13 protein-coding genes are annotated in these 14944 nt (G+C 64.5%); 11 read left to right on the forward strand and 2 right to left on the reverse strand.

Annotation, left to right across the window (positions count from 1 at the left end; all coding sequences use genetic code 11):
- The first annotated feature begins 121 nt into the window (after positions 1-121).
- The 7 genes from rpoZ (at position 122) to ACFPPA_RS02340 (ending at position 8314) form a co-directional block, all read left to right on the forward strand.
- Positions 122-412, forward strand: coding sequence for a DNA-directed RNA polymerase subunit omega (gene rpoZ, locus ACFPPA_RS02310; RefSeq protein ID WP_007509529.1), 291 nt, complete (start codon positions 122-124; stop codon positions 410-412).
- A 126-nt stretch (positions 413-538) separates the two neighbouring features.
- Positions 539-2707 carry a RelA/SpoT family protein gene (locus tag ACFPPA_RS02315; RefSeq protein ID WP_377316882.1) on the forward strand — a complete coding sequence of 723 codons (2169 nt, stop codon included), beginning with the start codon at positions 539-541 and terminating at the stop codon, positions 2705-2707.
- Positions 2708-2791: 84 nt separating this feature from the next.
- Positions 2792-3175: a RidA family protein gene (locus ACFPPA_RS02320; protein WP_377316884.1), complete on the forward strand. Its 384-nt coding sequence runs from the start codon at positions 2792-2794 to the stop codon at positions 3173-3175.
- A gap of 94 nt (positions 3176-3269) precedes the next feature.
- Entirely contained in the window at positions 3270-5384 is a 2115-nt protein-coding gene (gene recG / locus ACFPPA_RS02325; RefSeq protein WP_377316886.1) for an ATP-dependent DNA helicase RecG, read from the forward strand.
- A 60-nt stretch (positions 5385-5444) separates the two neighbouring features.
- On the forward strand, positions 5445-6380 hold the full coding sequence (locus ACFPPA_RS02330; protein ID WP_377316888.1) for a nucleoside hydrolase: 936 nt from the start codon (positions 5445-5447) through the stop codon (positions 6378-6380).
- Positions 6381-6485: 105 nt separating this feature from the next.
- Positions 6486-6740, forward strand: a complete 255-nt coding sequence (locus ACFPPA_RS02335; protein WP_377316890.1) for a type B 50S ribosomal protein L31 — start codon at positions 6486-6488, stop codon at positions 6738-6740.
- Positions 6741-7018: 278 nt separating this feature from the next.
- Positions 7019-8314, forward strand: a complete 1296-nt coding sequence (locus tag ACFPPA_RS02340) for a citrate synthase (RefSeq protein ID WP_377316892.1) — start codon at positions 7019-7021, stop codon at positions 8312-8314.
- Positions 8315-8410: 96 nt separating this feature from the next.
- Here ACFPPA_RS02340 and ACFPPA_RS02345 read toward each other — a convergent pair whose 3' ends face one another.
- Positions 8411-9082: a hypothetical protein gene (locus tag ACFPPA_RS02345; protein ID WP_377316894.1), complete on the reverse strand. Its 672-nt coding sequence runs from the start codon at positions 9080-9082 to the stop codon at positions 8411-8413.
- Positions 9083-9152: 70 nt separating this feature from the next.
- Complete coding sequence (locus ACFPPA_RS02350) at positions 9153-11678, reverse strand: penicillin-binding protein 1A (protein ID WP_377316896.1); 2526 nt, start codon at positions 11676-11678, stop codon at positions 9153-9155.
- 252 nt (positions 11679-11930) lie between these two features.
- On the opposite strand from ACFPPA_RS02350, the gene ACFPPA_RS02355 reads away from it, so the two are divergent.
- From ACFPPA_RS02355 to ACFPPA_RS02370, 4 genes are read left to right on the forward strand one after another with little or no spacing between them, the layout of a single operon-like run.
- Positions 11931-12989, forward strand: a complete 1059-nt coding sequence (locus ACFPPA_RS02355; RefSeq protein ID WP_377316898.1) for a pilus assembly protein PilM — start codon at positions 11931-11933, stop codon at positions 12987-12989.
- The gene (locus ACFPPA_RS02360) at positions 12989-13732 is read left to right on the forward strand and encodes a PilN domain-containing protein (RefSeq protein WP_377316900.1); all 744 of its coding nucleotides are present in this window, start codon (positions 12989-12991) and stop codon (positions 13730-13732) included. The genes ACFPPA_RS02355 and ACFPPA_RS02360 overlap by 1 nt, the downstream gene beginning before the upstream one ends.
- Positions 13732-14376 carry a type IV pilus inner membrane component PilO gene (locus ACFPPA_RS02365; protein WP_377316902.1) on the forward strand — a complete coding sequence of 215 codons (645 nt, stop codon included), beginning with the start codon at positions 13732-13734 and terminating at the stop codon, positions 14374-14376. Before ACFPPA_RS02360 ends, ACFPPA_RS02365 begins: the two co-directional genes overlap by 1 nt.
- A complete protein-coding gene (locus ACFPPA_RS02370; protein WP_377319425.1) occupies positions 14376-14918 on the forward strand; it encodes a pilus assembly protein PilP in 543 nt (180 codons plus the stop codon). Before ACFPPA_RS02365 ends, ACFPPA_RS02370 begins: the two co-directional genes overlap by 1 nt.
- The last annotated feature ends 26 nt before the right edge of the window (positions 14919-14944 follow it).

The following is a 14944-nucleotide window of genomic DNA, read 5'->3' on the forward strand; positions in this document are numbered from 1 at the left end:
GCTTTCGCAAGAGCCGATCCATGGTCAGCCCACCATCATACGCGTCAGCCGCATTGCCAGCAAAGAAGCCGCTGGCTACACTGTCAGACCATATAAGTTATTTATTCTTAGAGGATTTCGCATGGCACGTATTACCGTGGAAGACTGCCTCGAGGTGGTCGACAACCGTTTCGAGCTGGTGCTGATGGCGACCAAGCGTGCGCGCCAGCTGGAAAAGGGCGCCGAGCCGGCTGTCAATCCCGATCACGACAAGCCGACCGTGCTGGCGCTGCGCGAGATCGCCGCCCGCCGCATCGACCAGGCCACGATCGACCAGATCGACAAGGCCGAGCGGGAGCGTGCCGAGCGCGAGGCGCTGGAGTGGGCTGCGGCCGAGGTTGACGACGATCTGTCCAAGGGTGGCGACGACTGATGGAAGGCGACTGCTGTAGCGCGCGGTTCTTTCATGCCGGTGGATCCGGTATGACGGCGTGCGCGCGCATGGCGGTCGTTGGTGGTTCGTGCCGCGGGGTAGGCGCCTGACTCGGCGCCAGCATCCATGACTGCGGCGACTCATTCCGCTTCTGCCGACATGTCCGCGCTGCCGCCCTATGTGCTGGCGCTGAAAGAGCGCATTGCCTACCTGTCCGACGCGCAGGTCGAGCGGGTGTTGCGCGCGTTCGAGATCGGGGCCAAGGCGCATGCCGGGCAGGAGCGCAAGAGCGGCGAGCCCTACATCACCCATCCCGTGGCCGTGGCCGGCATCCTGGCCGAACTCGGGCTGGATGCCGAGACGATCATCGCGGCGATCCTGCATGACACGCTGGAAGACACCGAGCTCAGCCGGGAGGCCTTGGCGGCCGAGTTCGGTGAGGTCGTGGCCGAGCTGGTCGACGGCGTCACCAAGCTCGACAAGATGCGCTTCGGCAGCCGTCAGGAGGCGGATGCGGAAAGTTTCCGCAAGATGCTGCTGGCGATGGCGCGCGACATCCGGGTGATCCTGATCAAGCTGGCCGATCGGCTGCACAACATGCGCACCCTGGGTGCCAAGGACGCGGACTCCCGTCGCCGGATCGCGCGCGAGACGCTGGAAATCTTCGCCCCGATCGCGCAGCGGCTGGGCATGAACAAGTTCAAGGCGGAGCTGCAGGACCTGGGTTTCCGCGCCCTGTATCCGGATCGTTACCGCGTGATCAGCGAGCGCATCCGGGCCGCGATCGGCAACCGCCGCGAGGCGATGGGCAGGATCGAGACGGCGCTGTCGACGAGGCTCTCCGACGAGCACCTGTCAGCGCATGTGGTGGGGCGAATCAAATCGCCCTGGAGCATCTATTCGAAGATGCGCGGCGAGCACAAGAGTTTCACGCAGCTGATGGACGTCTACGGTTTTCGCGTGGTCGTCGATAGCGCGACCAGCTGCTACATGGCGCTCGGCGTCGTGCATGCGCTGTACAAGCCGGTGGACAAGCGCTTCAAGGATTTCATCGCGATTCCCAAGGCGAACGGATACCAGTCGCTGCATACCGTGCTGCTGGGGCCGTTCGGTGCGCCGATCGAGGTGCAGATCCGGACCGCCGAGATGGATTCCGTCGCCGAGCGTGGCGTGGCCGCGCACTGGGCCTACAAGACCGACAGCGGTCCGGCCAACAGCGCGCAGGCGCGGGCGCGCGAATGGCTGTCCTCGATGGTCGACAGCTCGGCGAACACGGTTTCCTCGTCGGAGTTCATCGAGAACGTCAAGATCGACCTGTTTCCCGACGAGGTCTACCTGTTCACGCCGCGCGGCGACATCCTCTCGCTGCCGCGCAACGCCACCGCGCTGGATTTCGCCTACGCCGTGCATACCGATGTCGGCGATCACGCCGTCGCCGCGCGGGTCGACAAGAAACTGCTGCCACTGCGCACGCGGCTGGAATCCGGTCAGCTGGTGGAAATCATCACCGCGCCGTCGGCGGTGCCGAATCCGGCGTGGCTGGAGGTGGTGGTCACCGGCAAGGCGCGCACCGCGATCCGGCAGTACCTGAAGCACCTGCAGCACGAGGATGCGGTCGACTTCGGTCATCGCATGCTCGATCGCGCGCTGGATGCGCAGGGCAGCAGTCTGGACGGCATTCCGGCGGCCGTGCTGGATCGCTTCCTCGAGACCTCCAAGCTCAAGCGGCTGGAGGAGCTCCTGTCGGACATCGCGCTGGGCAATCGCATGCCCGACGTGGTGGCCAGCCAGCTGCTGGGTTCGCGTCGCAAGAAGGCCACCGGGACGAAACAGGCAACGTCGCCCGTGCAGGAAAAAATTCGCATCACCGGTGCCGAACGAGGCGTGCTCAGCTTTGCCAACTGCTGCCATCCGCTGCCGGGCGACGACATCATCGGTTACCTGTCGTCGGGCAAGGGCATCGTGGTGCATCGCGAGGAATGCCCGAACGTGGTCGAGCTGCGCAAGTCGCCGGAGCGTTGCGTCGGGATCGAATGGGATCGTGGCGTCCAGGGCGACTATCGCGCGGAACTGCGCATCGAGGTGATCAATCGCCCGGGCGTGCTGGCCACCGTGGCCGCGGCGATTGCCGCGGCCGATTCGAATATCGAGAACGTGGAATATGTGGAGCGCGATGCGTCGGCCGCGACGCTGCTGTTTGCGATGGAAGTGAAGAGCCGCAAGCACCTCGCCGACGTGATCCGTCGCGTGCGTCGTACCGGCGTGGTCAGCGGGGCCTATCGCTACCCGCTGTGAAGCGGGCACCGGCGAAATCGGCGAAGCCGCTACCGACCCCCGGTCTCGTCCTACAATCGGGCTTTCCATCATGCGAGGTTGCCCATGTCCCGCAGCACGATCTTCACCGAGCAGGCGCCGGCCGCGATCGGCCCTTATTCGCAGGCCGTGCGCGCTGGCAACACGGTGTACTTTTCCGGCCAGATTCCGCTCGATCCGGCCACCGCGGCGCTGGTCGACGGCGACATCACGATCCAGGCGCGGCGGGTGTTCGACAATCTCGATGCCGTCGCCAGGGCCGCCGGCGGTTCGCTGGCGCAGATCGTGCGGGTCGGCATCTATGTCACCGATCTGGCGAATTTCGCCGCGGTCAATGCGGTGATGGCCGAATACTTCCAGCAACCCTATCCGGCGCGTTCCACCATCGAGGTGTCCGGCCTGCCGAAGGCCGCCCAGGTCGAGGTCGATGCGGTGATGGTATTGCCCTGATCGGGATGGTCTGATTGCTCCAGCCGGCTTGCACCGACAGCCCCTGTCGGCGTCCGGCTTACGGCAACGAGCGTCGCTCGGTTAGGCTTGCGTCATGGCTGCCCGCACCGTCCGTCCCGCTTCCACTTCCTGCACCGATCCGGGCGTCACGCCGGTGGCTGCGCTGCCCGGCGTCGGCCCCGCGTTGGTCGCGTCGCTGGCACGGCTCGGGCTGGAGCGGGTGCAGGACCTGTGGTTTCACCTGCCGCTGCGCTACGAAGACAAGACGCGGGTCACCGCGATCGCCGACCTGCGGACCGGCGAGCGCGCGCAGGTCGAGGGTGTGGTCGAGGCGGTGGAGCGGGGTTTTCGCTATCGCCCGCAGCTGAAAGTCGCGATCGGCGACGCCAGCCTGCAGACCCTGCTGCTGCGCTTCTTCCATTTCAACCGCGCGCAGGCCGACCAATTGCTGCCCGGGACCCGTCTGCTGTGCTACGGCGAAGTACGCCATGGTGCGCAGGGACTGGAAATGGTGCACCCGAGCTACCAGCGGCTCAGTGGCGCCGAAGCGGCCGCCGTGGATGAGCTGCTCAGCCCGATCTATCCGACCACCGAGGGGCTGGGAACCAAACGATTGGCCGGGGTGATCGGCAAGGCGCTGGCGCTGCTGCCACCTGCCGCGCAACTGGAGCTGATTCCGCCTGAACTGTGCGCCGAGCACGGCCTGACCTCGTTGCGCGATGCGCTGATGTATGTGCATCGACCGCCGCCGGACGCGCATCTTGATCAGCTGATGCAGGGGCGGCATCCGGCGCAGCAGCGGCTGGCGTTCGAGGAGTTGCTGACCCAGCATCTGAGCCTGAAACGCATGCGCGCTGCGGTGAAACGCCGGCAGGCGCCTCGGCTGGGCGGCGATGGCGTGCTGCGGCAGCAACTGCTGGCGGGGTTGCCGTTCCAGCTGACAGCGGCGCAGCAACGGGTGAGCGCCGAAGTGGCCGGCGACCTGGCGCGGCCCCGGCCGATGTTGCGGCTGGTGCAGGGCGATGTCGGTTCGGGCAAGACCGTGGTCGCGGCGCTGGCGGCGCTGGCCGCGGTGGAGTCGGGCCGGCAGGTGGCGCTGATGGCGCCGACCGAGTTGCTGGCCGAACAGCATCTGCACAATTTCCGGTACTGGCTGCAGCCGCTGGGGATCGAGGTGGAATGGCTGGCCGGCAAGGTTTCCGGCAAGGCGCGCAAGCTGGCACTGGAGCGGGTCGCCGCCGGCGCGCCGGTGGTGATCGGCACGCATGCGCTGATGCAGGAGGGGGTCGCGTTCGCGCAGCTCGGGCTGGTGATCGTCGACGAGCAGCATCGCTTCGGCGTGCAGCAGCGGCTGGCGCTGCGCGACAAGGGTCGCGATGGCGAACGGGTGCCGCACCAGCTGGTGCTGACCGCCACGCCGATTCCACGCACCCTGGCGATGAGTGCGTATGCCGATCTGGACGTGTCCTCGATCGACGAGTTGCCGCCCGGCCGCACCCCGGTGCAGACCATCGCGATTTCGAATGCACGACGGAGCGAGGTGATCGAACGCATCCATGCAGCCTGTGGCGAGGGGCGGCAGACCTACTGGGTATGCACCTTGATCGAGGAGTCCGAGCAACTGCGTGCGCAGGCGGCCGAGGTGGCGCATGCCGAGCTCTCCGCCGCGCTCGCCGGTTACAGGGTCGGCTTGATCCACGGTCGCATGAAGCCGAAGGAGAAGCAGGTGGTGATGGCGGCGTTCAAGGCCGGCGAGCTGGCCGTGCTGGTGGCGACCACGGTGATCGAGGTCGGCGTGGATGTGCCCAATGCCAGCCTGATGGTGATCGAGAACAGCGAGCGGCTCGGCCTGGCCCAGCTGCATCAGCTGCGCGGCAGGGTGGGGCGGGGCGCGCAGGCCTCCAACTGCGTGCTGCTGTATCAGCCCCCGCTGGGCCAGCTCGCCCGCGAGCGGCTGCAGGTGATGCGCGAGACCAATGACGGCTTCCGCATCGCCGAGAAGGATCTGGAACTGCGCGGGCCCGGGGAGGTGCTCGGTACGCGCCAGACCGGTCAGCTCAGCTTCCGCATCGCCGACCTGACCCGCGACGCGCATCTGCTGCCGGCGGTGCAACGGGTAGGCCAGCACATGCTGGTGCACCACCCACGGCAGACCGGGCAGCTGATCGAGCGCTGGATCGGAGGCGCCGCACGTTACGTGCACGCATGACGGCCGGACATCGCGCCTGTTCCGCTAAGCTGCCGCTTTGCCGCCCGGTGACCGCGACCCATGATTCGACCGCAACTCCTGATTGATACCGACCCCGGCGTCGACGACGCGCTGGCGATCCTGATGGCGCATGCGCATGCCGACATCGCCGGCCTGTGCATTGCCGCGGGCAACGTCGGGCTCGGTCATACCGTGCGCAACGCGCGCACCCTGGTCGATCTGCTCGGCTCGCCGGTGCCGGTGTTCGCCGGATGTGCCACGCCACTGGTGCGCGCGGCGGAGGAGGACGCCGCGTTCGTGCACGGGCAGGATGGCTTTGGCGATATCGGCTTCCCCGAACCGGCCAGCGCCCTGGCCGACGAGTCGGCCGCCCTGGCCTTGCTGCGCCTGACCCGTGAGCGACCGGGCGAACTGACCCTGGTGGCGCTGGCGCCGTTGACCAATCTCGCGCTGGCGTTGCGGCTGGATCCGACGCTGCCCCTGCGCGTGGCCCGGCTGGTGGTGATGGGTGGCGCGGTGACCGGCCACGGCAACACCGGCAGGGTGCCGGCGGAATTCAACGTCGGCTTCGATCCGGAGGCGGCACACGTCGTGTTCGAGGCATTTCCGGCGTTCGACCTGATCGACTGGGAGGTCACCTTGCGGCATGCGTTCGACAATGCGGAATTCGATGACTGGCTGGCCGCCGGCGATCGACGGGCGGACTTTTTCGGAAAGATCGTGGGGGCGGCGCGTCGCTACAACGCCAGCCATGAGCGTAGCGGCCTGATCGCGGCCGACGCGCTGGCGATGGCGGTGGCGCTCGATCCGTCGATCGTCACGCGAAGCGAGACGCGGGCGGTGGCGGTGGAACTGGACGGACGCCTCACCCGCGGTGCCACCGTGGTGGACTGGGCCGGGCGACTGGGACGTCCGGCCCAGGCCCGCATCGTGCTGGAGGTGGATCAGACCCGCTTTGCCGCGATGGTGCAGCGTGCCCTCGGAGCTCAGCGCTGATCGCATGCAGGCCCCCCGATTCGGAGCCCACTACCGCCAGACTTGCGGCGAGGAGCGCTTCCTCGTTACAATGCCGCTCTTTTCACCACCGCTTTAGAGCCTGTCATGAAGCCTGATATCCATCCGAACAACAAGCCGGTGGTATTCCAGGACCTGTCGTCCGACTTCGCGTTCCTGACCAAGTCGACCATGTCCAGCAAGGAAACCATCAAGTGGGAAGACGGCAATGAGTACCCGCTGATCAAGGTGGATATCTCCAGCCATTCGCATCCGTTCTACACCGGCAAGCAGAAGACGCTGGATGTCGGCGGTCGCGTCGACAAGTTCCGTCGCCGCTACGCGGGCTCCGTCAAGGAGTAAGCGACGGTCGCGGCCATCGTTCGCGGCGGCCGGCCATTGGTATCGAATTCAGACACGGGGTGAGCGCAAGCTTGCCCCGTGTTTTTTCGTGGCCGGATTTCGACCATTCGCCATCGAATGCAGGTGGGACCCTGTGCGATAATGGCGGGTGAACTGACGCCGCCGCGTCGGTTGCATCGCCTGCCTGCCCCGGTACGCGATACCCAGACATTCCCCTCGCCGGGCGGCGCCGTCATCGCGGTAGCCGCTGGTGGTGACCCACATGTAAGGAGGTTTCCGTGTCCGATTCCCATATCGTCAAGCTGGTCGATGAGTCGAGCAAACGCAGCAGTGAGCTGCCGTTGGTCAGCGGTACGCTCGGCCCGGCCTGCATCGACATCAGCACGCTGTACAAGGACACGGGGCATTACACCTACGATCCTGGCTACGGCAGCACCGCCAGCACCAAGAGCGCGATCACCTACATCGACGGTGACCAGGGCGTGCTGCTGTATCGCGGCTACCCGATCGAGCAGCTGGCGGAAAACTCCAGTTTCCTCGAGGTGTCCTACCTGCTGCTCAACGGAGAGCTGCCGGACAAGGAGCAGTTCGCCAGCTTCGAGCACGACATCACGCATCACACGATGATGCACGAGGCACAGAAGAACTTCTTCCAGGGCTTCCGCCACGACGCACACCCGATGGCGATGCTTGCCGCCGCGGTCGCCTCCCTGTCGGCGTTCTACCATGACAATCTGAGCGTCGACGATCCGGCTGACCGCAAGCTCGCCGCGATCCGCCTGATCGCCAAGATGCCGACGATCGCTGCTGCCTGCTACCGCTATTCGGTGGGCTGGCCGCTGCGTTACCCGCGCAACAACCTGGAATATGTCGACCGCTTCCTGCACATGATGTTCGAAGTGCCGAGCGAGCCGCTGCAGATGAACCCGGTGGCCGCCAGGGCGCTAGACCTGCTGTTCATCCTGCATGCCGATCACGAGCAGAACGCGTCCACCTCGACCGTGCGTCTGGTCGGCTCGACGGGCGCGAATCCGTACGCATCGATCGCTGCCGGTATCACCGCCCTGTGGGGTCCGGCGCATGGCGGCGCCAACGAGGCGGTGCTCAAGCAGCTGGAGGAGATCGGCAGCCCGGACAATGTCGAGTCGGCGATCCTGCGTGCGAAGGACAAGAACGACAGCTTCCGCCTGATGGGTTTCGGTCACCGCGTGTACAAGAACTTCGATCCCCGCGCCAAGATCATTCGCGAGATGTGTCACAAGGTGCTGGCCGAACTGGGTGTCAAGGACCCGCTGCTGGATGTCGCGATGAAGCTGGAAGAGGCGGCGCTGAAGGACGAGTACTTCATCGAGCGCAAGCTGTATCCGAATGTCGATTTCTATTCGGGCATCATCTACAAGGCACTGGGCATTCCCACCGAGATGTTCACCGTGATGTTCGCGATAGCGCGCACTTCCGGCTGGATTGCCCACTGGATCGAGCAGCATGAAACACCGGGATCGCGGATCGGCCGTCCGCGCCAGGTCTATACCGGTGCCGATGTGCGCGATTACGTGCCGACCGCGAAGCGCTGAGCGCCGTGTCGATGCCGACGGGCGGCTGAGGTTCCCCGACCCGCCCAATGAAAAACGCCCCGGCTTCGGTCGGGGCGTTTTCGTTGGGGAAACGGCTCAGCGCAACGCAGCGGTCAATTGCTGTTCGAAGGCGTCATCGGAGTCTTCATCCAGCAGCATTTCCACCTGGGCCAGCGTGGCGCGGCGCATCGGCCGGTCATCGGTCCGGTTCAGCGGCGCCTGGCGCAGCGCATCCCGCGGCAGCACGGTGAGGTCAAAGGGGAGCTCGTCGGCGGCGAACAGCAGTACCGGGTATTCGGGTTGCTCGTCGCGGCCGTAGCGCAAGCGGCGAACCTGCGCCTCGATCGGCACGCCGTGTTCGCGCAGGTACAGTGCGACTGCATCCGGGTCGTCACTGAATACATGCAGGCATACGGCCGAGTGCGCATCCGCGGTGCCTTCGAGTACGGCGCCGACCAGACGGGGCTCGAACGTGGCCAGGAAACCCATGGCTTCCACCGCTGCCTCGCGCCGCTGCCGCAACAAGCGTGGCTGGCTGTCGGCGAGGAACAATCGCTGGTGTTCGCGCAGTGCCCGCTCGATCTCCAGGTTGCGTGGCAGCGCCTGGGTGTCGACGATGCCGAGGCGCTCGGCCGCCTTCAGTTTGGCGTGATGGAAGTCGCGAATGCCGTGCTCGCTCATCAGGCGAGCGGCTTCCTGTGCGACGCGCAGACGATTGCGCTGCAATCGGTCATGCGCGTGGATGCGGTGGTGTTCGCCTCGGGACATGGCGCACTCCTCATCTGTCGGTGGGCGGCACGGGGGCGAAGCCCGCATGACCGGGACTCCCCCCAGGGATTCAGAAGATGTCGTAGGCGTGCTGCTGATCCTGCTCCTTCTGCTGGGCCGCCTGACTGCGCAGCCGATCGATGTCTTCCACCTTGAACATCTCGTTCATGCCGTCCGGATCGGACGACGAGGTGGGCAGGCCGTTCTGCCGGTTGATCCATACCGTACTGATTCCCGGCGGCATCGGCAACGTGCTCAGTGGCAGACCCTTCAGCGCGGCGCCCATGTACTCCATCCAGATCGGCAGCGCGGCCTTGGCGCCGAATTCGCCGCGACCCAGCGAGCTGTAGTCGTCGAAGCCCACCCACACCGCCGTCGACAGGTCTTCGTTGAAGCCGACAAACCACGCATCGCGGTGATCGTTGGTGGAACCGGTCTTGCCGGCCAGATCGGCGCGATCCAGCGCGCGCGCCGCCGAGCCGGTGCCGTGCAGGATCACGTCCTTCATCATCGAGGTGATCAGGTAATCGTTGCGGGGGCCGATGACGTGCGGTGCCAGCACTGGTGGATGAGTGCTTTCGTCGTGCACGTCGGCCGGCAGGACTGCTTCACCCACGCCATCGACACTGCTGGGGGCTGCCGGTGCTGCCTCGGCGCTGGCCACGCTGTTGCCGGGTGTCTTGTTCATCTCGGTGGGAGGCGGGCCGGGTGGGTTGGTGTCCAGCAGCCGCTCCTGGCAGTTGCGGCAGGCGCGTGCGGGATTGGCCACGTAGATCGGCTTGCCGTCCCGGTCATCGATCTCGTGAATGAAATACGGTGTGACCAGGTAGCCGCCGTTGGCGAACACGGCGTAGCCGCGGGCCATGCTCATCGGCGACACCGAGGCGGTGCCCAGCGCCATCGACAGATTGGCGGGTATCGCATCGAGCGAGAAGCCGAAGCGGGTGGCGTATTCACGCACGAAGCGCACGCCGACGGCGTCGAGCAGGCGCACCGAGACCAGATTCTTCGATTGCACCAGCGCTTCGCGCAAGCGCATGGGCCCGGCGAACTTCCCGTCATCGTTGGATGGGGTCCAGATGCCGTTCGGTCGCGACGGATCGGGCAGTGCCAACGGCGCATCGTTGATGATCGATGCCGGGGTGAACCCGCGCTCGAATGCGGCCGAATACAGATACGGCTTGAAGCTGGATCCGGGCTGGCGTGCCGCCATCACTGCGCGGTTGAACTTGCTGCGCGCGAAGTTGAAGCCGCCCACCAGGGCCTGGATCGAGCCATCTTCCGGATTGATCGAGGTCAACCCGGCCTGCGCGGCGGGGATCTGTGCAAGCTGCCACTCCCCCTTGTCATCGCGCGCGAGCCGGATGATGTCGCCCCGCTTGAGCACGCTGTCCACGCGGGTTGGCGCAGCGCCGACCCGGTCATCATTGATATGCGGCCGGGCCCAGCTCATGCCGGCCAGGTCGAGAATGACGTTCTCGTGGCTGGGAAGATAAATCGTGGCCTGCTTGGCATCGCTGGCCGTGACCAGGCCAGGCTGCATGCCCGAGATGCTGCCGTAATTCGACAGCAGACGGTCGTAGTCCGACTCGCCGGCGCTGGCGGGCAGATCCTGATGGGCCTCGGGGCCGCGCCAGCCATGCCGATGATCGTAGGCAATCAATCCGTTGCGCACGGCATCCACCGCAGTTTGCTGACGATCGCTCTGCACCGTGGTCCTGACTACGTAACCTTCGGTGAGCGCGTCATTGCCGAGCCGGTCGAGCACCTGTCGGCGGACCATCTCCGCCAGATACGGTGCATCCACCTCGATGGGTTGCTCATGCGGGTAGGCGTGGTTCGGCTCGGCCACTGCCTGTTCATACACGGGCTTGGTGATGTAACCGTGCCGCAGCATCTCGCCCAGTACCCAGTTGCGCCGGGCGATCCCGCGCTTGGGACTGTTGATCGGATTGACCGCCGAGGGCAGCTGGAAGGTCGAGGCCAGCATCGCGCATTCGGCGACGGTCAGCTGATCCAGGGTCTTGCCGTAGTAATACTCCGCTGCCGCGGCCACGCCGTAGGCGCGATGGCCGAGAAACATCTTGTTGAGATACAGCTCGAGGATCTGATCCTTGCTGAGCTCGTGCTCGATGCGCAGCGCGATGAAAATCTCGGTGAGCTTGCGCGAGTACAGCTTCTCAGGGCTGAGGAAGAAGTTCCGCGCGACCTGCTGGGTGATCGTCGAGCCACCGGGTCCCTTGTCGCCACCGGTGACGATCACGTGCCAGCCCGCGCGCGCGATGCCGTGCCAGTCCACCCCGGGATGGTGGTAGAAGTCGGCATCCTCGGCCGAGAGCACCGCGTGCTTGAGCCGGTCGGGCACGTCGGCGATGTCCACCGGGATGCGCCGGGTCTCGCCGAAGCTGGCAATCAGCTTTCCATCGGCGCTCAGCACGCGCAGCGGCACCTGCATGTGATAGTCCTTGAGGACTGTCACCGAAGGAAGTCTTGGTGCTATCAGCCAATACGCCACGCCAACCGCGACAACTGCCAGAAGCAAACCGGAAAAGGCCAGGATCAGTGCCCAGCGCAACAAACGCTTGAAAATTTGCATGGTGTGGGGATAGCGAGACCTGAGTCAAAACATGGCAGAGTATAGATGTAGCAGTATTCGACGCATGAGATGTGCGTCGGTTAAAGCAAGGGTCGGGCCATCCGACCATTGCTGCAAATGTGGTGGACATCACGTCAATTACTTGAGAAAGTCGCCGTAGACCGTTGCCTTTACGTCAAATTTTCGATTTAATGCCAGTGCGCATCCCGCCAGGATTCTGGTTCGGGGCGTCAGCGGCAAGGGGGAAACACCGTGGGGCTCTTTACACCGAAGAAGCCGGCGCTGATTGGTGTCGACATCAGTTCGACTGCCGTCAAGTTGCTGCAGCTAAGTCAAGCGGGCGGTCGTTATCGCGTGGAGCATTACGCGGTCGAGCCACTGCCACCCAATGCCGTGGTCGAAAAGAACATCGTCGAGGTCGAGGCGGTCGGTGACGCGATTCGTCGCGCGCTGGCCCGCTCGGGTTCGAAGCTCAAGCATGCGGCGGCCGCAGTGGCCGGGTCGGCGGTGATCACCCGTATCATTCCGATGGCCAGCGAGCTTTCCGACGACGATCTGGAAGGCCAGATCCAGGTCGAGGCCAACCAGTACATTCCGTACCCGATCGATGAGGTAAGCCTCGATTACGAGGTGGTCGGCCCGGTACGCGACAACCCCGACATGAACAACGTGCTGCTCGCTGCCTCGCGCACCGAGAACGTGGACATGCGGGTGGCTGCACTGGATCTGGGCGGACTCACCGCTGGCGTGATCGATGTCGAGGCGTTCGCGATGGAGAACGCCTTCGCGATGGTCGCCGATCAGCTCAACGTCGGCCGCGATGCCCTGGTGGCCGTGGTCGACATCGGCGCCACCATGACCACACTGTCGGTGTTGCGCAATCAGCGCACGATCTACTCGCGCGAACAGGTTTTCGGCGGCAAGCAGTTGACCGACGAGATCATGCGTCGCTTCGGGCTCTCCTATGAGGAGGCCGGTCGTGCCAAGCGCAAGGGCGGCTTGCCCGAATCCTATGAGACCGAGGCGCTGGAGCCATTCAAGGAATCGTTGATCCAGCAGATAAGTCGCTTGCTGCAATTTTTCTTTGCGGGCAGTGAATACAGCAAGGTCGATCAGGTCGTGCTGGCCGGTGGCTGCGCCTCGATCGAAGGGCTGGGCCCGATGCTGGAAGAGCAGCTCGGGGTGCCCTGCGTGGTTGCCAATCCGCTGGCGCGCATGTCGTTGTCTCCGCGGGTACAGGCACAGTCGCTGGCACAGGACGCGCCCGCACTGATGATCGCGGTCGGCCTCGCCCTGAGGAGCTTCGACTGATGGCACACGTCAATCTACTTCCATGGCGCGCCGAGCGGCGCAAGCAACGCGAACGCGAGTTCTACATGCAACTCGCCGCGGCCTTCGTGGTCGCCCTGGGTGTACTGCTGCTGTGGATCTTCTGGATGGATCAGCGCATCGACAACCAGAACGATCGCAACGCGTACCTGCAAACCGAAATCAAGCAGCTCGACGTGCGCATTGCCAAGATCAAGGATCTGGAGAAGGTGCGCGAGCACCTGCTGGCGCGCAAGCAGATCATCGAGCAACTGCAGGCGGATCGTTCGCAGATGGTCCATCTGTTCGATGAGCTGGTGAAGACGATTCCCTCCAGCGCACGGTTGACCGGGCTGAAGCAGAGCGGTCAAGCCATGACGCTGGACGGCGTGGCGCAATCGAACGCGAGCGTCGCCGAGTACATGCGCAACATCGAGGCCTCCCCCTGGATGGGACATGCCGACCTGAGGAAAACCGAAAATACCCACGACGCCACCCGCATGCCGTACGTATTCGGGCTGAATGTGGCGCTGAGCCGACCCAAGACGGATGAGGTCGATGCCGGCAAGACGCCGGTGATGCCGGGTGAAGCCAGTTCCACTGCGGCTCCGGCGGCGGCAATTCCGGCCGGGGTCAGCAACGCTGCCAAGGCGATGACCGGCGTGCCACAGAATCCCGCAGCTGCACCGGCGGTGCCGGATGCCAAACCGGCGACTGCGCCAGTTGCCAAGGGAGGGGTCAGGTGATGAGCTTTCTAAACGACATCCAGAACCTCGACCGCAACAACGTCGGTGGCTGGCCGCAGTCGGTCAAGGTGTTCTTCACCGGTCTGCTGTGCGCGGTCGTCCTGCTGGTCGGCTGGTACTTCTTCGTCAGCGATCAACAGGATTCGCTGGCGACACTGGCCGGCAAGGAAAACCAGCTCAAGCAGGAGTTCTCGACCAAACAAGCCAAATCGGTGAATCTCGAGGCGCTGCAGCAGCAGCTCGACGAGATGCAGGACATGCTGCGCCAGTTGCTGCGTCAGCTGCCAAGCAAGACCGAAATGCCCGAATTGCTGATCGATATTTCGCAGACGGCGCAGTCGGCGGGACTGGAGACTGAATTGTTCCAGCCTGGCCCCGAAACCAAGAAAGATTTTTATGCGGAGAAGCCGATCACGCTGCGCATGAGCGGTACCTATCACCAGTTCGGCACATTCATCAGTGGTGTGGCGTCACTGCCACGAGTGGTGATCCTGACCCTGCATGATGTCTCGTTGACCCCGAAAGGACCGAGCAAGGGTGAGGGCAGCGGCCAGCTTGTGCTGCAGGGCACGGTAAAGACCTATCGTTATCTGGATGACGAGGAGAGCACCACCCCGGGCAGCAAGGCGAGGGGGGCGAAATGATGAACAAGTCGATTGCCATCAAGCCGACCCAGGCTGCGCGTCTCCTGATCATGCTGACTGCGGCCGTGGTGCTCAGTGGTTGCACCCGCGGCATGTCGGATCTGCGCAGTTGGGTCGCGCAGGAAAAGGCCAAGAAAGGCGTGCCGATCCAGCCTTTGCCCGTGATCAAGACCTTCGAAACGTTCAAATACGACGATCAGGATCGACGCGATCCATTCAGTCCGAGCACGGCAGAGTTGCAGACCACCAGCAGTACCAGTGGTCCGCGACCGGATGCCAATCGCGCCAAGGAGCCCTTGGAAATGTTCGCATTGGACAGCCTCAAGATGGTGGGTACGGTCGGTGTCGGCGCGAACATGGAAGTCCTGATCAAGGATCCGGGTGGCGTGATCCATCGTGTCCACGTCAATGAATACATGGGTCAGAACTACGGGCATATCACCGCGATCAGTGAAGACCACATCGATCTGGTCGAGCTGGTATCCAACGGTAATGGTGGCTGGATGGAACGTCCTGCCAGCATCGCGCTCGGCGAGCAATAGGAAATACAGGGGCAGATGCAATGACC

Origin of the sequence: Rhodanobacter ginsengisoli (assembly GCF_042657065.1) — a bacterium.
Lineage (GTDB): Bacteria > Pseudomonadota > Gammaproteobacteria > Xanthomonadales > Rhodanobacteraceae > Rhodanobacter > Rhodanobacter ginsengisoli.

Excerpts from the sequence above, each read along its gene's own strand:
- rpoZ (WP_007509529.1), top strand. The coding sequence starts at position 122 with ATGGCACGTATTACCGTGGAAGACTGCCTCGAGGTGGTCGACAACCGT.
- ACFPPA_RS02315 (WP_377316882.1), top strand. The coding sequence starts at position 539 with ATGACTGCGGCGACTCATTCCGCTTCTGCCGACATGTCCGCGCTGCCG.
- ACFPPA_RS02320 (WP_377316884.1), top strand. The coding sequence starts at position 2,792 with ATGTCCCGCAGCACGATCTTCACCGAGCAGGCGCCGGCCGCGATCGGC.
- recG (WP_377316886.1), top strand. The coding sequence starts at position 3,270 with ATGGCTGCCCGCACCGTCCGTCCCGCTTCCACTTCCTGCACCGATCCG.
- ACFPPA_RS02330 (WP_377316888.1), top strand. The coding sequence starts at position 5,445 with ATGATTCGACCGCAACTCCTGATTGATACCGACCCCGGCGTCGACGAC.
- ACFPPA_RS02335 (WP_377316890.1), top strand. The coding sequence starts at position 6,486 with ATGAAGCCTGATATCCATCCGAACAACAAGCCGGTGGTATTCCAGGAC.
- ACFPPA_RS02345 (WP_377316894.1), bottom strand. The coding sequence starts at position 9,082 with ATGTCCCGAGGCGAACACCACCGCATCCACGCGCATGACCGATTGCAG.
- ACFPPA_RS02350 (WP_377316896.1), bottom strand. The coding sequence starts at position 11,678 with ATGCAAATTTTCAAGCGTTTGTTGCGCTGGGCACTGATCCTGGCCTTT.
- ACFPPA_RS02360 (WP_377316900.1), top strand. The coding sequence starts at position 12,989 with ATGGCACACGTCAATCTACTTCCATGGCGCGCCGAGCGGCGCAAGCAA.
- ACFPPA_RS02365 (WP_377316902.1), top strand. The coding sequence starts at position 13,732 with ATGAGCTTTCTAAACGACATCCAGAACCTCGACCGCAACAACGTCGGT.
- ACFPPA_RS02370 (WP_377319425.1), top strand. The coding sequence starts at position 14,376 with ATGAACAAGTCGATTGCCATCAAGCCGACCCAGGCTGCGCGTCTCCTG.